Source organism: Candidatus Kryptonium sp., assembly GCA_025060635.1.
GTDB lineage: Bacteria > Bacteroidota > Ignavibacteria > Kryptoniales > Kryptoniaceae > Kryptonium.
Genome location: JANXBN010000001.1, coordinates 255405 through 275227, shown reverse-complemented (window position 1 = coordinate 275227; position 19823 = coordinate 255405). Strand labels below are relative to the sequence as shown.

General features: G+C 37.1%; 18 protein-coding genes and 1 tRNA gene. All 19 read right to left on the bottom strand.

The annotated features are described in order from the left end of the window. Nucleotides 1-2 precede the first annotated feature (2 nt). The gene (gene hemN, locus NZ923_01370) at nucleotides 3-1388 is read right to left on the bottom strand and encodes an oxygen-independent coproporphyrinogen III oxidase (protein ID MCS7228668.1); all 1386 of its coding nucleotides are present in this window, start codon (nucleotides 1386-1388) and stop codon (nucleotides 3-5) included. Beyond that, nucleotides 1385-2452, bottom strand: coding sequence for a uroporphyrinogen decarboxylase (hemE, locus tag NZ923_01365; GenBank protein MCS7228667.1), 1068 nt, complete (start codon nucleotides 2450-2452; stop codon nucleotides 1385-1387). Before hemE ends, hemN begins: the two co-directional genes overlap by 4 nt. A gap of 2 nt (nucleotides 2453-2454) precedes the next feature. Then, nucleotides 2455-3216 carry a uroporphyrinogen-III synthase gene (locus NZ923_01360; protein MCS7228666.1) on the bottom strand — a complete coding sequence of 254 codons (762 nt, stop codon included), beginning with the start codon at nucleotides 3214-3216 and terminating at the stop codon, nucleotides 2455-2457. 3 nt (nucleotides 3217-3219) lie between these two features. Further along, nucleotides 3220-4152 carry a hydroxymethylbilane synthase gene (gene hemC, locus NZ923_01355; GenBank protein ID MCS7228665.1) on the bottom strand — a complete coding sequence of 311 codons (933 nt, stop codon included), beginning with the start codon at nucleotides 4150-4152 and terminating at the stop codon, nucleotides 3220-3222. Nucleotides 4153-4167: 15 nt separating this feature from the next. Continuing rightward, nucleotides 4168-5427, bottom strand: coding sequence for a glutamyl-tRNA reductase (gene hemA, locus NZ923_01350; GenBank protein MCS7228664.1), 1260 nt, complete (start codon nucleotides 5425-5427; stop codon nucleotides 4168-4170). A 20-nt stretch (nucleotides 5428-5447) separates the two neighbouring features. Continuing rightward, nucleotides 5448-6272, bottom strand: coding sequence for a cytochrome c biogenesis protein (locus NZ923_01345; GenBank protein MCS7228663.1), 825 nt, complete (start codon nucleotides 6270-6272; stop codon nucleotides 5448-5450). A 91-nt stretch (nucleotides 6273-6363) separates the two neighbouring features. Beyond that, nucleotides 6364-6445, bottom strand: a tRNA-Leu gene (locus tag NZ923_01340). Nucleotides 6446-6485: 40 nt separating this feature from the next. Further along, nucleotides 6486-6764, bottom strand: coding sequence for a 4a-hydroxytetrahydrobiopterin dehydratase (locus NZ923_01335; protein ID MCS7228662.1), 279 nt, complete (start codon nucleotides 6762-6764; stop codon nucleotides 6486-6488). A gap of 3 nt (nucleotides 6765-6767) precedes the next feature. Continuing rightward, the gene (ftsZ, locus tag NZ923_01330) at nucleotides 6768-7952 is read right to left on the bottom strand and encodes a cell division protein FtsZ (GenBank protein MCS7228661.1); all 1185 of its coding nucleotides are present in this window, start codon (nucleotides 7950-7952) and stop codon (nucleotides 6768-6770) included. Between the two features lie 23 nt (nucleotides 7953-7975). After that, on the bottom strand, nucleotides 7976-9205 hold the full coding sequence (gene ftsA / locus NZ923_01325; GenBank protein MCS7228660.1) for a cell division protein FtsA: 1230 nt from the start codon (nucleotides 9203-9205) through the stop codon (nucleotides 7976-7978). Nucleotides 9206-9222: 17 nt separating this feature from the next. Further along, the gene (locus tag NZ923_01320; GenBank protein ID MCS7228659.1) at nucleotides 9223-9945 is read right to left on the bottom strand and encodes an FtsQ-type POTRA domain-containing protein; all 723 of its coding nucleotides are present in this window, start codon (nucleotides 9943-9945) and stop codon (nucleotides 9223-9225) included. Next, the gene (gene murB / locus NZ923_01315; protein ID MCS7228658.1) at nucleotides 9942-10859 is read right to left on the bottom strand and encodes a UDP-N-acetylmuramate dehydrogenase; all 918 of its coding nucleotides are present in this window, start codon (nucleotides 10857-10859) and stop codon (nucleotides 9942-9944) included. The genes NZ923_01320 and murB overlap by 4 nt, the downstream gene beginning before the upstream one ends. Beyond that, nucleotides 10846-12243 (bottom strand): UDP-N-acetylmuramate--L-alanine ligase, encoded by a 1398-nt coding sequence (murC, locus tag NZ923_01310; GenBank protein MCS7228657.1) that lies wholly within the window; start codon nucleotides 12241-12243, stop codon nucleotides 10846-10848. Before murC ends, murB begins: the two co-directional genes overlap by 14 nt. Further along, nucleotides 12236-13333, bottom strand: coding sequence for an undecaprenyldiphospho-muramoylpentapeptide beta-N-acetylglucosaminyltransferase (gene murG / locus NZ923_01305; protein ID MCS7228656.1), 1098 nt, complete (start codon nucleotides 13331-13333; stop codon nucleotides 12236-12238). The genes murC and murG overlap by 8 nt, the downstream gene beginning before the upstream one ends. Nucleotide 13334: 1 nt before the next feature. Beyond that, nucleotides 13335-14426 (bottom strand): putative lipid II flippase FtsW, encoded by a 1092-nt coding sequence (locus tag NZ923_01300; protein ID MCS7228655.1) that lies wholly within the window; start codon nucleotides 14424-14426, stop codon nucleotides 13335-13337. Further along, complete coding sequence (gene murD / locus NZ923_01295) at nucleotides 14426-15784, bottom strand: UDP-N-acetylmuramoyl-L-alanine--D-glutamate ligase (protein ID MCS7228654.1); 1359 nt, start codon at nucleotides 15782-15784, stop codon at nucleotides 14426-14428. Before murD ends, NZ923_01300 begins: the two co-directional genes overlap by 1 nt. A gap of 15 nt (nucleotides 15785-15799) precedes the next feature. Next, nucleotides 15800-16915 (bottom strand): phospho-N-acetylmuramoyl-pentapeptide-transferase, encoded by a 1116-nt coding sequence (gene mraY / locus NZ923_01290; protein MCS7228653.1) that lies wholly within the window; start codon nucleotides 16913-16915, stop codon nucleotides 15800-15802. Beyond that, on the bottom strand, nucleotides 16915-18315 hold the full coding sequence (locus tag NZ923_01285) for a UDP-N-acetylmuramoyl-tripeptide--D-alanyl-D-alanine ligase (GenBank protein ID MCS7228652.1): 1401 nt from the start codon (nucleotides 18313-18315) through the stop codon (nucleotides 16915-16917). Before NZ923_01285 ends, mraY begins: the two co-directional genes overlap by 1 nt. Further along, on the bottom strand, nucleotides 18312-19808 hold the full coding sequence (locus NZ923_01280; protein ID MCS7228651.1) for a UDP-N-acetylmuramoyl-L-alanyl-D-glutamate--2,6-diaminopimelate ligase: 1497 nt from the start codon (nucleotides 19806-19808) through the stop codon (nucleotides 18312-18314). The genes NZ923_01285 and NZ923_01280 overlap by 4 nt, the downstream gene beginning before the upstream one ends. Between the last annotated feature and the right edge of the window lie 15 nt (nucleotides 19809-19823).

Below are 19823 nucleotides of genomic sequence, written 5' to 3'. Positions count from 1 at the left end.
ATTTAAACAGTTCGTGAAAATATCGGTTTTTCTTTCATCATTTTTTCAAGATATGCGTCAAAGCACATAGCTATATTCCTTATCACAAGTCGTCCCATCAAAGTGACAATTATTTTATCATCTGTTAATTCAACGAGTCCATCATCAATAAATTCTTGAAGTTTCGGAAGCGAATCCGCAAAGTATTCATCAAAGTTTATCCCAAATTTCCTTTCAACTTCACTTTTAGTTAGTTCCATATCACACATCAAGCGCATTATCACATGCTTTCTTATGATATCATCTTGGCTCATCTTATATCCAACCACCGTTGGAAATTTTTCTTCGTCAATCCTTGCGTAGTAATCTTTCAATTCTTTATAATTTTGGGCATAGATGTTTTGAAATTGACTTATTGCTGACATTCCAAAAGCATACAAATCAGCCCCAGCGCGGGTCGAATAACCTTGGAAATTTCTATATAGAGTCTTCTCTCTTTGTGCAATTGCAAGCTCGTCATCTGGCTTCGCAAAATGATCCATCCCGATATAAACATATCCAGCTTCTGTTAATTTTTCAATCGTCATTTTCAAGATTTGCAATTTAACTTCCGGAGTTGGTAGATCCTCTTTTTTTATCACACGCTGATGAGGTTTAAGCCATGGGACATAAGCAAAGTTGAAAACGGCAAGCCTTTCAGGCGAGAGCTCAATTATCTTGTCAATTGTTTTCTCAAATGACTCAACTGTTTGAAACGGCAAACCATAAATTAAATCTATGTTTATACTTCTGAAGCCCAATTCGCGCGCCCAATCAATAGCTTGCCTTGTTATCGTTTCAGGCTGAATCCTATTAACGGCTTTTTGAACTTTAGGATCAAAATCTTGAACCCCCATGCTTATTCTATTAAATCCAACCTCTTGGAATGCCTTCATATGTTCATATGTTAAACCTCGTGGATCAATCTCAACCCCTACCTCAGGCTCATCAACATATCTAAATCTCTCGTTGATAAAGTTTCCTAATTCTCTTATTTCATCAGGATCAAGGTAAGAAGGAGTTCCACCACCCCAGTGCAATTGTGTTACTTTTCTTTCTGGAGAGATTAAGCGCCACACCATATCAATTTCCTTTTTAAGATAGTCAAGATATTTTCTTATGGTCTCGCGCCTATGTGTCACAAGCATATTGCATCCGCAAAAATAACACAGCGTATCACAGAAAGGAATGTGGAAATAAAGTGATAGATCAGATTTTGAATTTTGAAGATTATTTTCAACTATTGCGTTTCTATAATCATCAGGACCGAAATCTTTTGAAAAGGCCGGGGCTGGAGGATAACTTGTATATCTTGGCCCAGGGCGATCGTATTTTTTCAAAAGCTGTATATCAACACCTGTAAATTTCATAATTTCCAACGATCATTTTGTTTATGATATTTTCTGCTTTCCGTCTTTACTGTTTCAACAAGAAGTTTAACATTTTCAACGGGTGTTTCAGGTAAAATTCCATGACCGAGGTTAAAGATATGTCGGTCGCCACTACCATACTTTTCAAGTATCTTTATAGTCTCACGAACAATCACTTCTGGCTTCGTGAGAAGAACAACTGGATCAAGGTTTCCTTGTATGGAAACCTTATCATATGATTTCTCCCTGGCCTTTTTAATATCAAATGTCCAGTCAATACTTATAACATCACAACCTAAGTTAATAATTTCATCAATCCACTGCCACACACCTTTTGAAAATAAAATCAACGGGATATGGGGGAATTGCGCCTTAACTTTTTCAATCACATATGAAATGTAATTCAAAGAAAACTCTACGAAATCATCATGGTTTAGGATACCACCCCAAGTGTCAAATATCTGGACTGCGTCAGCACCATATTCAATTTGTGATATTAGAAAATCAGAAACAGCAACGGAAATTTTTTCAAGGAGTTTATGAGCAAGTTTGGGCTCGGTATAGATAAACAATTTTGCATTTTTAAAATCCTTTCCAGGCTCACTTTCAACCATGTAGGCAAACAAAGTCCACGGCGAACCGGCAAAACCAATAAGCGGAACATCAATGTTTCGTTTCGTTAACCTTATCGCTTCAAGAACATATTTTAACTTTTCAGTCGGATCTGGAATGATAAGATTCTCAATATCCGCCTCGCTTTTGATATTTTTTTCAAATCGTGGTCCCCTGTTTTCTTCAATGTAAAGATTTAAACCCATAGCTTCCGGAAGGACAAGTATATCAGAAAAAATTATTCCAGCATCAACACCAATTATTTCAATCGGTTGGATTGTTACCTCCGACGCAAGTTCCGGAGTTTTTATCATTGTGAGGAAATCGTATTGTGCTCTTATCTTCCTATAATCGGGCAAATATCTTCCAGCTTGGCGCATTATCCAGATCGGAGTTCGCTCCGCTTTATCGCCTCTACAAGCTTTCAAAAATATATCGTTCCGCAAGTCCAATTTCAGAATTTTGTTTTTTCTATGTTAATTAACTCAGCAAGAAACTTCGCACTTGGTTTGGGATTGATCTCCATCGGATTTATATCAACACTTAAACCAAACTTTTCACATTCTTTAAGGGTAGTTTCACCTATAACAGCGATCTTTTGACCATTCAATTTTAGATCTCCTAAGATCTCAAAAAAATTCCTTACGCTTGACGGGCTGAAAAAAGTTATAAACTTTATCTCTCCACTTTCAATCATTGACTTAATTTCATTCCTACTTTTTTCGTCTATGTCAGGTTTTATAGTTTTATAGACAACAACATCGTCAACTTTGAAACCGCTTTCCTTCAAAAGTTTTATAAACATCTCATCCGAAAGATTACCTCGGGGGAATAGAAATTTAGCTTCGTCGGATGCTAAAATTTTTGCGAACAAACTCTCTTTATCAGATTTTTCTGGTAAAGCTTCAACTCTAAAACCATACTTCTCAATCTCGTTTTTCGTCCTCACTCCAACAGCGTGAAATCTTTTCGTTTTAAGTTTCTCAATCGGATAAAACCTGACAAACCTTTCAAAGAAAAATCTAACTCCATTTGAGCTAGTGAAAATTATATCGGTATAATCATCAATTCGCTTAATTCGCTCGTCAACTTCTTCCCAAGAATCAGGCTCAACTATCTCAATTGTCGGAAAGAAAATAGGAACGAGGCCGAAAGATTCAAGATAGTTTGCAAACTCAATTGCTTGTGATTTATCTCGTGTTATCAAAACTTTCATTTTTTAAGTTATCTTCCTTATTTCATCAAGAATTTTTGATGCACCTTGTTGAAGAAGTTTTTCGGCAAGTTCAAATCCAAGGTTTTCAACTTGATCATTTACATCACCCTCAACCGAATCACGTACAAGGAATGTGCCATCAAGATTGCTTACCATTGCGGAAAGTTTAATTTTCCCATTTGAAACATAAGCGAATGCCCCAATTGGAATTTGACATCCACCTTCAAGATATCTCAAAAGTGCTCGTTCTGCTCTCGTTGCGAGTTCGGTTTCAAGATGGTTTACTTTTCTTACAAGATCAAGGATTTTTTCGTCTTTCTCCCTGACTTCAATCGCAATTGCGCCTTGACCAACCGCAGGTAAGATGATATCCGTTGAAATTACTTCAGAAACTCTACTTGTATAATTCATTCTTTTGACACCAGCATAAGCAAGTATCATCCCGTCCCAGTTTGACTCATCAAACTTTCTGAACCTTGTGTCAATGTTTCCGCGAATTTCAACAAATTTAAAATCAGGTCTTATATTGAGAAGTTGAGCCCTTCGCCTTAAACTACCTGTAGCTATCACAGAATTTAGAGGTAGATCAGCAAGTTTTAAATCATTTCGTGAGATCAAAACATCCCTTACATCTTCTCGCTCCGTTACAGCACCGATAGTCAATCCATCGGGCAACTTCGTCGGAAGATCTTTTAAGCTATGAACCGCCATGTCAATTTTGCCATCCAAAAGTTCAATTTCAATTTCCCTTGTGAAAATTCCTTTATCGCCAATTTTTGAAAGTGGGGAGTTAAGAATTTTATCTCCCGTCGTTTTTATGATTTTGATTTCAAATTCAATATCTGGAACAACCTTTGAAAGTTTTTCTTTAACGAATTCCGTCTGCCACAAAGCTAGTTTGCTACCACGCGTTCCAATAATTATTTTTTGCATTATCACAAGAGTTTATTTTTATTCCAGTCCAAATAATTCCCTGACAAATTGTATAAATTTTATCCTCTCAGATTCAGGTTTCCCGTTGGACGATTCCCGTATGCTCACAGTTGGAGTGTGAAGTAATTTATTTACCAATGACCTTGTCAAAGCGTCAACCTTTTGAAAGTCCTCTGGAGAAAATTTGTTTCTATACTTTTCAATTTCAATCTGTCTTATCTCTTCAAATCTCTCACGCAACAATTTTATTGTCGGAGCGACTTGATAAGATTCGTACCATTTGATAAAATTCTTAAGTTCCTCATCAATTATGCGTTGAACCTTTGGTATTTCGCTCAACCTTCTCTCATAATTTGCCTTTGCAATTGATTCAAGTGAATCAATGTCTTCAAGAAAAACATTTTCAATTTCCTTAACTGATGGTTCTACATTTCTTGGGACGCCGATATCTATGATAAGAATTGGTCTATTACCTCTTTTTGACATCGCATTTTTCACTTGAGAAAATGTAAGGATATAATCACTCACAGCTACGGAGCTAACGACGATATCAACTTCGGAAAGTTTATCTGTTATTTCTTCAAGTGTTATAACTTTTCCATTAAATTGTTCTGCGAGTTTTTGAGCCCTTTCTATTGTCCTGTTTGCGATGTAAAGTTCGCTCATACCATGAGAGGAAAGATGCTTTGCTGTAAGTTCAGCTGTTTCTCCCGCTCCGATGAGCATTCCTTTCTTTTTTGAAAGATCTGCGAAAATTTTTTCAGCGAGTTCAACCGCTGCATAGCTTATTGAAACAGCGCCTTCACTTATTGATGTTTCCGACTTTGCCCTCTTTCCAGCTCTAAAAGCGGTATGAAAAACTTGGTGTAGAAGTGTTCCAACAACTCCACACTTCACAGCAACCTCATACGCATCCTTTACCTGCCCGAGAATTTGGACATCGCCTATAAGCATTGAATCAATTCCAGAGGCAACCTCAAGTAGATGTCTTACTGCATCGTATGAGCGCATTATGTAAAAGTGAGAGTAATCAACAATCTGATATGCTTCCTTTTTAGAAATGAGAAAATTTACAATCTGCTCTGGTTTAACTTCATCGCTTTTTAAAACCCCATAAAGTTCCGTTCGGTTGCAAGTTGATAACAGCACTCCTTCTTTTAGAAAAAGATGAACAATTTCTGGAAGAATTTCTTTGGTTTCTTCAAGTGTATAATAAAGTTTTTCCCTTACTTCAACGCCAGCGGTTTTATGGTTTAATCCAACAAGCAATAAATCCATATTTATTCAAAACTTTATTCTCAAAAAAATCTATGAAACCCAGACATCGCAGTTGTAAAAGCCATTACTATGAATGTGAGCAAGAAACCAATTATTGACATAATTGCCACCTTCTTCCCTGTTAAAAATATAGATTTCCTCATAATTAAAGCGGATCCATAAACAAGCCATATTAAGAAAGTCCCAACAAGTTTAGCGTCTGTATAAGAAAAGTTTTGAAATGCCTTCGGCAACCAGATAAAGCCAATTATTATGACAAATGTCAAAGCGATAAAACCGATCGTTGCGGATTTGTGAAGCATCGCTTCAATTGTTTCAAGATTTGGAAGGTTTTTATAAACGATGTCAAATGTTTTACTTCTGAGCTTATTGTAAAGCATTATGTAAAGAAGCCCATAGATTGCTGATAGGGCGAAAGCTGAATATCCGACGAGCGCTGAGGTTACATGTAAGGCGAGGAATTCATTTTTTAAAACATCATGTTCAAACCCATAAATGTCCCTTGAGAAAAGCCCTGCTATAATGACAAGAATTGAAGAGATCAGAATCGCAAAGAAACCTGTGTTTTTAATCTTGGTTAATGCTTCAATTACGATATAAGCAAGCGCAAGTGAAAATCCAAGAACACATAAAAGTTCAAAAACAGATGTAACAGGAGGATGTCTAAGTTCGGCAGTTCTGACGAGAAGATAAATAAAGTGAAGGACGAGTGTGAAGATTAGAAATTTCGTTTTCAGCTTTCGTGCTTTTACATCGTCTTTGAAAAATGCCCTGCCGTAAAGCCAGCATGTCGTTATATATAAAATCGGTAAAACAATTTTAAAAATTTTCAAAACCAGAAGCATCTTCAACAGTATAAATTTAATTTTCAGTGGTAAATATAACCTGTTTTTGAAAGTAAAACAAATAAGATATGAACCTTTCGGTTGGAGTTAGTGCCGAGGGCGGGACTCGAACCCGCACGGGTTGCCCCACACGCCCCTCAAACGTGCGCGTCTACCAATTCCGCCACCTCGGCATTAATCCAATTGCAAATATAAAATTTTCCAAAATCAAAATCAAATTTTGTCAATTCGCTCCGCAACCTTAAAATCTTTTTCGGTTACGCCATCCTCGCTGTGAGTTCTGAGCACAAGTTTAACCCGATTATAAAAAATGAAAATATCTGGATGATGATCAAATTCCTCAGCTTCAAAGGCAACTCTTAATACAAATGCCATAGCATCGCGAAAATTCTTAAATTTAAATTCCTTAACGATTGCGTCACCCATTTCATCGTAAAACCAACCGCTCAAACTTTGTAACTTATCTTCTATTTCGTGCCTTTCAAGTTTCATCTCTTAATCCATAACTTGTTTTAAAAAAGTTGGATTGTCATCTTCCTTGCTTTCGTCCTTGACACTTCCTACCGCTCTACTAGTGCCCGTATTCAATGTAATTCCCCTGCGAATATAAGTAGGAACATTTAAGTTTTCTTCCTGTGATGAAGCACTCTCCACTCTGTCATATACTGGTAATATTTTTTTGGAAGTAGAAGGTGGAGTTTTCTTCGTAGGATAAGTTGGAACACTAAGCCCAGTTGCTATAACAGTAACCATGAGTTCATCGCTCATTGAATTATCAAGAACGACACCATAGATGAGGTTTACTTCATCACCAGTTTTATCTCTTATTACTTTGATCGCTTCATCAACCTCCTCAAGTGTAACCTTATTTCCAACGATGTTAATTAAGACACCTTTAGCTCCAACTATTGAAAAACCTTCAACAAGCGGATTTGAAATTGCCTTTTGTGTTGCTTCTGTCGCCCTATGTTCACCTCTTGCAATTCCCGTCCCTAGAAGCGCATCTCCCATATCTCGCATAATTGTTCTGACATCGTTAAAATCAACATTAATTATCCCATGTTTAGTTATTATATCTGTTATACCACGAACAGCATTGTTAAGAACTTCATTTCCGTACTCAATTGCTGAAGGTATTTCAGAATTTCCCACAAGTGTGAGCAACTTTTGATTACTTATGACAATAAGAGTATCAACTGCTTCTCTAAGGTTTCTCAAACCCTCCTCAGCTATTTTCATTCTTATGCTACCCTCATAATTAAATGGAGTGTAAACTATTCCAATCACGAGAGCGTTCATACTTTTAGCTATACTGGCGACGACTGGAGCTCCACCTGTTCCTGTACCTTTTCCCATTCCAGCAGTAACAAAAACGAGATCACTTCCCTGCAAAATTCTTTCAATTTCATCTCTTACCTCCTCCACTGCTTTTTGCCCAGTTTCTGGTCTTGCGCCAGCACCAAGTCCTTTCGTTATATTCCTCCCTGCCTGAATTTTAATATGTGCTTTACACTCATTTAAGGATTGTAAATCAGTGTTAATACCAATCAGTTCAACATTGCTAATTCCTTTTTTAATCAAACTATTAATTGCATTACAACCGCAACCACCAACTCCAACGACTTTTATCTTAGCTCCAGTATTTGATGATTGTTCTGAACTTTCAGCTAAGGTTATCACGACACCCTCCTAAAATTAATTTTTTAGCCAAAGGTTGATTTAAAAAAATCCTTCAGTTTTCTCATCGCTTCACTAAATACATTTTCACTTATATCCTTTCCTTGCCTAATTTCATCGGCTTTATGTAAAACCAATCCAGCAACGGTTGCATAAATTGGACTTTGAACTTCGTTAACAAGTCCACCAGAAAATCCACTTGGAATGCCGACGCGAGCTGGCATTTCAAAAATTTCGCTTGCTAACTCAGTTATCCCTTTCAAAAGAGCAGTTCCACCGGTCAACACAATTCCCGCAGGCAAATTTCGTGTGAAACCTTGTTTTTTCAAGTGCTCGTCGTAAAGAATTTCAAAAATTTCTTCAATTCTTGGTTGGATCACCTGACAAAGCATAGTTCTCGTGATTTCAAAAGGTTCCCTTCCACCAATTCCATGCACCATGATCTTTTTATCTTCTGTAATAGCGTCCATAAAGGCATATCCTTCTGTAATTTTCAATTTTTCGGCAAGTTCTCTTTGAATTCTAAACGCTTTTCTGATATCTCTCGTTATTTGCTCTCCAGCCAACGATAAACTCCCTGTATACTTAAGTATCCCGTTGTCAAAAATAGCAACATCTGTTGTTCCAGCACCTATATCAATCAAGGCAACGCCTATTTCTTTTTCCTCTGGATCAAGAACAGCACGAGCCGAAGCTAACGGTTGAAAAACAAACTCGCTAACCTCAAGCCCAGCTCTATTAACGGTTTTTTTGAAATTTCCAACCAATGGCTCTGGAGCAGTTAAAACATGAACATCTGCTTCAACCCTTATGCCAACCATTCCAACAGGATCTTTTATACCTCCAATGCCATCAACCTTGAACTCCTGAGGCAATGTGTGTAAAATTACAGCATTTGATAAATTAGCTACCTTCTTTGAATCCTCTATTAAGCGTAATACATCCTTTTGTGTAATCTCATGATTTGGTGGTCTGGTTGTGATTAAACTTTTGCTTGGGATATCTTTTATTTCATTACCAACAATACCAACGACAACTTTTCTTATAGTTACTCCTGATTGCTTTTCAACCATGTTTATAACATTGCGTATCGCATCCGTAGTTTTCTCTATATTGACAATACCTCCTTGGACAAGACCATCCGAAGGAACCTTTGCAAGTCCGAGGATATTGATATTTCCTTTTTCCTCAACCGAGGCAACAAGTGCGCAAACTTTGCTTGTTCCTATGTCAAGTCCAACTATTATTTGCGACATATTCTATTCTGAAATTTTTAATTGAATTTCGCATATATTTTCCCTTCATACCTCAAATCAATGTAAACGGGATACCCGCGTTTAGATACTACCTGATTCCAAAATTCCTTCAATAAAACGAACTTCTCTTTAAAATCACCATCACCGAGAAAAACAAAAACAGCTCCATCAGAGGTCAAGAGAACAAATTCATTGTTCTTAATCTTTACTTCCGAGATCAAATCATAAACTTTTTCCTCCATAGCAACTTTAATAATTTCAATCTGCTTTCTAAGTTGATCAGCGCTGTCCAATTTAATGTTGATAGGCTTATAACCGACATCACTTAAAAGTGGAACTGGAAATATCTTCTTGACAACATCAAAAGGAATAACCTTACCTTCTGAATCAACATAGTAAATTTCATTGCCATATGTCATCATCGCTATAGGTTTTCGCTCAAAAACCTCTATAAAAAGAACATCGGGCAAATTTACATAAATCTCTGCTTGTTTTACAAAATCATGAGATTCAATCTTGCTTCTTATCTCAGATAAATTCAAACTTGAAAGTTTAGAACCTATTTTAACACTCGCAAGTCTAAGTATCTCTTCTTCTTGTATTGCGTTGTTTCCTTTGACAACTATCTTATTTATAACTCTGTTTTCATACCAATTCATCGCTCCAAAAATTAACATAAGCATGATGCCAGTAAATGGGACAAACATCCAACCTTTTATTTCTCTTTCAATTAGATTCATACCACACTTTCAATTTCTTCTTCTTTAAATCCGATCAACTTAACTTCAAGTTCAAGTTTTATCCCAAACTTTTCATAAACTTTTCTTTGTGCAAGCTTTATCAATTCAAGGACATCGCTTGCGGTTGCATTCCCTTTGTTGATGATGAAATTAGCGTGCTTCTCGGAAATTTGAGCGTCTCCGATTTGAACTCCTTTTAATCCCGCTTCTTCAATTAATTTGCCAGCATAATTTCCGGGCGGATTTTTAAAGATGCTACCAACATTTGGGAAATTAACAGGTTGAGTTTGATTTCTCTTTATCAATATCTCGCGCCTTATTTTTTTCATTTCTTCAATATCACCTTGTGGGAACTTAAATCTCGCCTGAACAACGACATCTTTTGACAAATTTGAAGTTCTATACCCGAAACCACACTCCTCTTTTTTAAGCCGAATTAAATTTAAATCTCTTATCACATCAACATCAACGAGATAATCAGAGATCTCACCTGAATATGCACCAGCGTTCATAATTATTGCACCGCCAAGCGTCCCGGGAATCCCTGCTAACATTTCAACTCCGCGGAGTCCATTTTCAATACAGAAGTCAACAAACTTGGCAAGTTTAACCCCAGCCCCAGCAACGACATAGTCATTTTCAAATCTGATAAAATTCAAACCAGATTCAAGATTTATCACAGCACCTCTAAATCCCTCATCACTTATCAAAACATTGCTACCGTTGCCAAGGATTATAAAATCAATTTCTCTCTCCTTTAAATATCGTATCAAATTCAAAAGTTCGTTTACATCCTTCGGTTCAATGTATAGATCAGCTGGTCCACCGATCTTAAATGTTGAATACTTCGCAAGTGGCTCATTGATCAAAATTTTACCTTTGACTATTTCTCTTATTTCCTCAAGATTGATCATTTTTAAAATTTTCGTTGAGTTTTTTGATAAAATCTCCACATATCTTCGTTATATCGCCCGCACCCATAAATATGATCATATCACCAGTTCTCGCAAGGCTTAGAACATAATCTGGAATTTGTTTTTTGTCTTGAACATAATGCACTTCTTTGTGTCCAAAGCTTCTCGCGGAATTTGCGATTAACTCACCGCTTACTCCTTCAATTGGTTCTTCCCTTGCTGGATAGACATCGGTTATAACACACACATCAGCGTTAAAAAAGGAGCGTCCAAACTCTTGATAAAAATCTTTGGTCCTTGTGTAAAGATGCGGTTGAAACACCGCAATGACTCTTCTTTTCCAACCGTCTTTCGCCGCCTGAAGGACAGCTTTTATCTCCGTTGGATGATGTGCGTAATCATCTACAACCATAATACCATTAACCTCCGCTCTTATTTCAAATCGCCTATACACACCTTTAAATTTTTCAACTGCGCTCTTTATTTTTTCAAATTCAATTCCAAGCTCCATCCCAACCGTTATGCTCGCAAGCGAGTTTTTGATATTGTGAATTCCCGGGACTTGTAAATTTATCCTTCCGTAGTTCTTGCCTTTATAAATCAGAGTGTAGGACGACTTCCTTTCTTTAAATTCAGGTTCAGCTGCTTGAACATCAGCTTGAGCACTTAATCCATAAGTTATGATCTTTTTATTTATTCTCGGAATTATGTCTTGAATCATAGGTTCATCAAGACAAAGAACAACGAAGCCATAGAATGGGACCTTGTTTGCAAAATCAACAAAAGCTGTCTTCAATTCCTCAACGCTTCCATAACAATCAAGATGTTCAGGTTCAAGTGTCGTTATGACCGCAATCGTTGGTGTAAGTTGAAGGAAAGATCTATCAAACTCATCAGCTTCAACAACGATAAAGTTTCCGTGCCCAAGCCGTGCGTTTGTCCCTCCAAGATCTCGTAAAACTCCACCAACAATAACAGTTGGATCCAATCCACCCTCAATTAAAATAAGTCCAACCATTGATGTAGTTGTTGTCTTGCCATGCGTTCCCGCTATACCAATTCCATATTTTAATCTCATAAGCTCAGCGAGCATCTCCGCTCTTCTGATCACAGGGATTTTTCGCCTCAAAGCTTCTTGAATTTCCGGATTATCCATTCTAACAGCGGAAGAGTAAACAACGACATCAACATCTGGCTCAACATGCTCTGGCGCATGACCTTGATAAATTTTCGCTCCAAGATTTTCAAGCCGCTCTGTTATTTCTGACAGTTGCTTATCTGAACCTGTGACCTTAAAACCTTGATCAATTAAAATTTCTGCGATTCCGCTCATCCCAATTCCACCAATTCCAACGAAATGTATTTTTCTGACCGTGCTAAACATTTCCTTTTTTTGCTAATTTTAAAATTGACTTCGCAATTATCTCTCCTGCTTCAGGATTTGCAAGGGATTTCAATTTTTCTCTCATCAAGCGAAGTTTCTCATCATCATAAATCAATTTAAAAATTTTCTCCTTCAATTTTGATTTCAATTCAGAATCAAGCAAGATTTCGCATGCTTCATTTTCAGCCAAGAATTTCGCATTTTCATACTGATGATTCACCGTCGCAAATGGGTACGGAACGAGAATTGAAGGCACTCCAAAATATGTAATTTCCGAAATAGTTGTCGCACCAGCTCTGCATATTGCAAGATCACACGCTGAATAAGCATAGTTAATCTCGTCTATGAATTTGAAAATTCTTACCTCAGTTTTATGTTTGCACTTATCCTTAACCTTTTCAAAGTCAAACTCTCCCGTCTGCCATATTACTTGTATATTTCTACCAACAAGCTCATCAATTATCCCAAGCATCGCTTCATTTATTGATCTTGCTCCAGTGCTTCCACCGAAGACAAAAATTGTTTTCTTGTTCTCATTAAACCCAAAAAATTTTAATGCTTCAATTTTTGAATAGATTTTCAAACTGCTTCGGACAGGATTTCCTGAAAGAAAAACATTGTCTTTTCTCTTCAAGTATTTTCGCGTTATATCAAAACTAATATGAACCTCGTCAACCATTCTTGAAAGTAGCCGAGTCGTGATACCAGGAAAACTATTTTGCTCCTGAATTAGCGTCGGAATACCAAGCAGAGACGCAATAAACACAGGCGGTCCACTTACATATCCTCCAGTCCCAACCACAACATCAGGTTTAAATTTTTTTATAATCAAAAAAGATTGAACCAAACTCACAACCAATTTCAACGGAAAAAGCAAATTCTTCAAGTCAAATGAGCGCCTGAAACCAGAAATCCAAATTGATTTGAACTTATATCCAGCTTTTGGCACAACCCTTGACTCAATTTTTCCTTTCGTTCCGATGAAAACAATATCACAGTTAGGTTCAATTTTTCTCAACGCATCAGCAATTGCTATTCCTGGGAAAATATGTCCTCCTGTTCCGCCACCTGCAAATAACACTTTTATCATCTCAATGTTTAATTTGCTTTGAAATGTTTAAAAGTATTCCAACACCTGCAGAATTAGCAATCATAGCGCTACCACCATAACTTACAAATGGAAGTGGAATTCCCGTTGATGGCAAAAGTCCTGAAACGACGCCAATGTGAACAAGCGCCGTCAGAAAGACTAAAAATGTAATCCCAGCCGAAAGAAACTTGCCGAAATCATCAATAGCATACTTTGAAATTCTAACACCACGATAGAAAACCACGATGAAGATAAATATCAAAATCAGAGAGCCGATAAATCCATATTCTTCTCCAAAAATTGAAAATATATAGTCATCATAAGCAAGTGGCAAATAAAACTCACGCTGTCGGCTATGACCCGGACCAACACCAAACAATCCGCCAGTCCCAAGCCCAATTAACGCTTGAAATGCTTGATAATTGACACTATTTAACCTATCACCGAAATTAAGATAAGCAAATAACCTCTGTAACCTATACGGCTCAGCTATAAGCATAATGCCGACCACAGGCAAACTTGCAGATAACCCCAAGGCGAGATGTTTCATTTTAACTCCAGCAATAAAAATTAAAACAATTCCAGTTGAAAAAATCAGAAACGCCATAGTAAAACTCTTTTGCAATAAAACGAGAGCAGATACAAGCACAACGACAGAAAACAAAGGCAAGAAACCAAATCTGAAATCATCAATTCTCTCACGATGTTTCTCAATTAAATAAGCCAAATAAATTAGCATCCCAATTTTTGCAAATTCCGAAACTTGGAAACTGATCGGACCAATTAGAAGCCATCTCTTTGCGGTCCCTTTCCCGAAAATCAAAACCAAAATCAGAAAGACCAAGGTTAGAATGAAAATATAAAGAGCATATTCTTTTAACTTTCTATAATCAACGAACACTGCAAAAAAAATCATCACCGCAAGTCCAAGCAAGACCCGAATAAAATGCTTCTCAAGGAAATAGCTAACCGAGTTATACTTTGAGCTTGCTATGTAAAGAGTTGAAGAAAAAACAACAACGAGACCAACAAACATTAAAATTATAACGGATAAAAACAAAACTCTGTCAATATGTTGCTCCGTTGCTTTCATCACAATTCATTTACAAGTTTTTTGAAAACTTCACCTCTATGTTCGTAATCTCTAAACATATCAAAGCTTGCGCACGCTGGGGAAAGCAAAACAACATCGCCAGGCTTTGCTTCCTCATAAGATTTTCTGACCGCTTCCTCCATTGAATCAACTTTGACAACCTCCGTCAAATTTTTAAACTCGTTGTAAATTTTCTCCTTTGACTCACCTATTGCAATTATGAGTTTTACTTTTTTCTTCACGAGATCATAAACTTTTGAATAATCATTTCCCTTATCCCTTCCACCAGCGATTAGAATTATCGGCTCATCAAAACTTTCAAGCGCGTACCATAATGAGTTCACATTCGTTGCTTTGGAATCATTAATAAATTTGACACCATTTATCTCCCTTACAAACTCAAGCCGATGCTCAACTCCCTCAAAGCTTTGCAAACTCTCCCTTATTATTTCATTCCTCACTTCCATAGCCCGAGCTGCAAGCGCAGCAGCGAGCGAGTTATAAACATTATGAATCCCCCTTAATTTTAAATCTTTCATTTTTAAAATTTTCTCTTTTTTGTTTTTGTAGCTCAAAACGATGTATTCGTCTTCAATGAACGCTCCACACGATAAACGCTCAACAACGCTGAAAGGCAACTTGATAACATTTAAGCTCTCGGCGTAAGGTTGAACTATCTCATCGTCATAATTGTAAACCGCAAAATCATCCTCCTTTAGATTTTTGAAAATTCTAAATTTTGAAAGGACATAATCTCCAAATGAATCATACCTATCAAGATGGTCCGGAGTTATGTTCAATAAAACAGATACTTTCGGTTTGAAACTTTCAATGTGATCAAGTTGGAAACTGCTGACCTCAAGGACGACAATGCTATTCTCATCTGCATCAAGGACAAAATCAGAAAACGGAGCCCCAATGTTTCCTGCAACGATCGTTTTAAAGCCAGCTGTCTTGAAAATATGTCCTATTAAACTCGTCGTTGTCGTCTTTCCATTCGTCCCTGTAACAGCAACTATTGGAGCTTTGCAAAACCACGAAGCAACTTCAATCTCACTCCAAACTTTTATACCAAGCTCAATTGCCTTTTTAATAACTGGTGCGTTTGATGGAACCCCAGGACTTATCACCATAAAATCACAATTATAAACCCTTTCGGAGTGCTCACCGAATTCATATTCTATACCAAGCGAATCAAGCTCAGAAGGTGCAATTTTGACATATTTTATTTCTTCAGGTTTTTTAACATCGCTTATAAAAACATTCGCACCAAGTTTTCTCAAAAGTTTTGCCACTGCGATACCGCTCCTAGCTCCTCCAATTACGCTAACTTTTTTGCCAGTGATATTTTGAGACATTAAGTTCATAATTTTTCACCTGATTTTAAATGTGACTAAACTTAAAATTGAAAAAATTATCGCAACGATGTAAAACCTTATTACTATTTTCGGCTCAGCCCATCCGAGAAGTTCAAAGTGATGATGAATCGGAGCCATCTTAAAAACCCTTCTTCCTTCACCATATTTTTTCTTGGTGTACTTGAAATAAAGACGCTGTATTATAACGCTCAATGTCTCAATTACGAAAATTCCACCGAAAACCGGAAGCAAAAGTTCTTTTTTTATCATAACCGAAACAGCACCAATTATCCCTCCAAGTGCAAGCGATCCAGTGTCTCCCATGAAAACTTGCGCAGGATAAGCATTGAACCACAAAAAACCAAGCGAGGCACCAACAAGAGCTGAAAGAAATACAGCAAGTTCTCCCGAACCACGAAGATAAACTATACTCAAATACCTACTAAACTCAATATGCCCAGAAACATAAGCCATAACTGTAAGAGTTAAAGCAGCAATTCCAACCGTCCCAATTGCAAGACCATCAAGACCATCGGTTAAATTCACAGCATTTGATGTCGCAGTTATTATAAAAACGATCACTGGAATATAAACCCACCAATAGATATAGTCCCAGTTTAAATTTTTTATAAAAGGCAATGTCGTTATGGTTTCTATCCCATCAAATTCTGGAGAATTGTAAAGCACAATCCCAACGATCAAACCAATGCTTATCTGTCCTATCAACTTATATCTTGCGATCAAACCCTTTGGATATTTTTTAACAACCTTCAAATAATCATCAATAAATCCAACAATTCCAAGCCACACTGTGACGAGAATTATCAACCAAACATACATATTTTTTAAATCGCCCCACAACAAAACTGGGACGAGAATTCCAAGATGAATTATTAAACCACCCATCGTCGGTGTTCCTGCCTTAGCCTTGTGTCTTTCAGGCCCATCTTCACGGATCGTTTCTCCTATCTGTTTCTCTTTCAAAAAGCGTATTATCTTAGGTCCAAACCAGAAACAAATAATTAAAGAAGTTAACACAGCAAGACCACTTCTAAAAGTGATGAACTTGAAAGCGTCAAAACCTGGGGGTGCATACATCTTGTTTATCCAGTCAAAAAGGTAATACAGCATTACTTTGAACCCTTAACTTTATTTATAAATTTTTCCACGACTTCCTCCATCTTCATACCTCTTGATCCTTTAACAAGAATTACATCTCCTCTTTCTACGATTTCAAAAAGTTGATACACGAGCAAATCCTTATCGTCAAAATGCATAGCGTGTTTTATCAAACCTGAAGCGATCTCATATGTGTAATGAGTCGCTGAACCATAGGTAAACAAATAATCAATGCCAAAATCAGCAACCTTTCTCCCAATTTCTCTATGCGCTTCTTCTGTATACGAGCCAAGCTCAAGCATATCGCCAAGCACGGCAATTCTTTTGCCAGAACATTTTATCTGAGTCAATGTTTTAAGCGACGCTGTCATGGAATCAGGATTCGCATTATATGTATCATTTATTATCGTTATTCCCTTTACTTTCACGATCTCCATCCTTTTTGAAAACGGTTCATATGATTGCAAAGCCCTCTTAATAAGCGAAGGAGGAACACCGAATTTTAATCCGACAGCAAACGCAGAAATAGCGTTTATAACAAGATGTTCACCTGGGACTTTCAACTTTAAACTTTGCTCCTTTCCGTTAAACTTAACTTTAAACTTGAACCTTGCGAGATCGTCAACAGAAACTATTTCACCTCTAACATCTGCATCTTTTGAAAATCCAAATGTGAGCTTCTTATCAAATCTTTCGCCCATTTTTTTCAAATACTCATCGTCAAGATTAACGAAAACGAAACCGTTTCTCTCATAAAGAAAATCAAAAAGTGTCCCCTCTTCCCTTGCAACACCTTCAACATCCCCTAAAAACTCAATATGTTCACGACCTATGTTAGTTATCAAACCATAGTTTGGTTTTGCAACCTCGCATAAATACCTAATTTCGCCGAAATGATTCGTCCCAAATTCTATTACCGCAATTTGATGCGTCTTTCTAAGGTTAAACAATGTCAGAGGAACACCAATTTGATTGTTTAAATTTCCTTCAGATTTCAAAACTTTATATTTTTGTCCAAGCACCAACGCTATCATCTCTTTCGTGGTGGTCTTGCCGTTGCTTCCAGCAACAGCAATTATCGGAATGTCAAAATCATTCCTATAAGAATTCGCCAGTTTCCCAAGCGCCTTCAAAGTATCTTCAACAGCGATTAAAATTTTCCCTTTGAATTTTTCTTTATTTTTTTCAAACCAATCAAAATTTACAACGCATGCGATTGCTCCTTTCTTGAACGCTGATAAGACAAAGTCATGACCATCAAAATTTTCCCCCTTCAACGCGAAAAATATCTCACCCTTTTTTATCTTTCTTGAATCAGTTGAAACTCCCGAGATTTTCTTTTTCCCGATCCTCTCAAGGTTCAGCGCAGAAATAAAACCCATTTCGGCTATGTGCTTAATCGTTAGGTTCAAACTTGTTCCTTTCTTTTTGTTTGAAAGAACTCAAAAACAACTTGACTATCGCTGAAAGGAATCTTAACATCTCTTACGATTTGATACTCTTCATGTCCTTTTCCAGCAATTAAAACAATATCGCCCTTTTCAGCCATCTCAAGCGCTCTTTCAATTGCCTCCTTACGATCAACAAAAATGTAATAAACTGAATCTTTCTTAACTCCTTCAAGAATGTCCGAAATAATTTTCTCTGGATCCTCAAACCTCGGATTGTCTGAAGTTATTACAGTTATATCGCTTTTCTCAGTTGAAATCCTTCCCATTATCGGTCTTTTGCCTTTATCCCTGTCACCGCCACATCCAAAAACAGTTATCAATTTACCTCCACCAACTTGTTTTCTTAACCTTAAAATTGTATCAATACACTTTTCAAGTGCATCTGGCGTATGAGCGTAGTCAATTATCACAGTGTATCCATCTGGCGAAATTATCTTTTCAAATCTCCCTTTCACATTTTCAAGATTTTCAATTCCATTCTTAATATCTTCATATTTAATTCCGAGGGCATAGCCGACCGCAACTGCGGAAAGGATATTATAAACATTAAATTCACCAATTAGCTTTGAGTGTATCTCCAACGCATCTTTCGTTGGTGTTTGAACTACTATTTTCGTCCCATCAAAGTTCATATTAATGTCTATAACTCTAACATCGGCTCTTTCGCTTTTTCCGTAAGATAACTTCGTCGCTTTAGTATCCGAAACAATTCTCTCTCCGTTTGGATCGTCAATGTTAAAAATTGCATAAGCAGATTGTTTTAAGGAATCAAATAAAATTTTCTTTGCCTGGAAATATGCCTCAAATGTCTGATGGAAATCAAGATGATCTTGTGTTAAGTTTGTAAAAACTCCGACATCAAAATCAAGCCCATAAACTCTGTCAAGCGCCAAAGCATGTGATGAAACCTCCATTGAACAGGCTGAGATACCCTTTTCAACCATCTTGCTTAAAAACAAATTAAGTTCAAGTGCCTCAGGGGTCGTTTGCCCAGCTGGTATGACCTCATCTCCGATTACATAATTTATTGTCCCGATCAACCCAGTTTTTAAACCAGCGGATTCAAGAACCGATTTAACAAGATGCGTCGTCGTAGTTTTTCCATTTGTCCCCGTCACACCGACAAGTTTCAACTTTTTTGACGGAAAACCGTAAAACGCTGATGAAATAATAGCAAGCGCCTTCCTTGAATCAGCAACTAAAATTTTTGCAACGCCTCTTTCAATGAAATACCCATCTTCTAAAATGTCATCTTCAAGGACGACCGCAATAGCTCCAGCTAACACCGCCTCTGGAACAAACCTGTGTCCATCAACATTCAAACCTTTTATCGCAACGAAAAGGTCTCCCTCTTGAACACGACGCGAATCATAAGCAATTCCTCTTATTTCTACCGCGTCATCACCTGTAAATTTTTTGATCTTAAGATATTTTAAAATTTCAGCTAGCCTCATTTGTTCTTTTAACTT

Coding starts and splice junctions, on each gene's coding strand:
- hemN (MCS7228668.1), bottom strand. CDS start 1,388: ATGAAATTTACAGGTGTTGATATACAGCTTTTGAAAAAATACGATCGC.
- NZ923_01360 (MCS7228666.1), bottom strand. CDS start 3,216: ATGAAAGTTTTGATAACACGAGATAAATCACAAGCAATTGAGTTTGCA.
- hemA (MCS7228664.1), bottom strand. CDS start 5,427: ATGGATTTATTGCTTGTTGGATTAAACCATAAAACCGCTGGCGTTGAA.
- NZ923_01345 (MCS7228663.1), bottom strand. CDS start 6,272: ATGCTTCTGGTTTTGAAAATTTTTAAAATTGTTTTACCGATTTTATAT.
- NZ923_01335 (MCS7228662.1), bottom strand. CDS start 6,764: ATGAAACTTGAAAGGCACGAAATAGAAGATAAGTTACAAAGTTTGAGC.
- ftsA (MCS7228660.1), bottom strand. CDS start 9,205: ATGTCGCAAATAATAGTTGGACTTGACATAGGAACAAGCAAAGTTTGC.
- NZ923_01320 (MCS7228659.1), bottom strand. CDS start 9,945: ATGAATCTAATTGAAAGAGAAATAAAAGGTTGGATGTTTGTCCCATTT.
- murB (MCS7228658.1), bottom strand. CDS start 10,859: ATGATCAATCTTGAGGAAATAAGAGAAATAGTCAAAGGTAAAATTTTG.
- murC (MCS7228657.1), bottom strand. CDS start 12,243: ATGTTTAGCACGGTCAGAAAAATACATTTCGTTGGAATTGGTGGAATT.
- murG (MCS7228656.1), bottom strand. CDS start 13,333: ATGATAAAAGTGTTATTTGCAGGTGGCGGAACAGGAGGACATATTTTC.
- NZ923_01300 (MCS7228655.1), bottom strand. CDS start 14,426: ATGAAAGCAACGGAGCAACATATTGACAGAGTTTTGTTTTTATCCGTT.
- murD (MCS7228654.1), bottom strand. CDS start 15,784: ATGTCTCAAAATATCACTGGCAAAAAAGTTAGCGTAATTGGAGGAGCT.
- mraY (MCS7228653.1), bottom strand. CDS start 16,915: ATGCTGTATTACCTTTTTGACTGGATAAACAAGATGTATGCACCCCCA.
- NZ923_01280 (MCS7228651.1), bottom strand. CDS start 19,808: ATGAGGCTAGCTGAAATTTTAAAATATCTTAAGATCAAAAAATTTACA.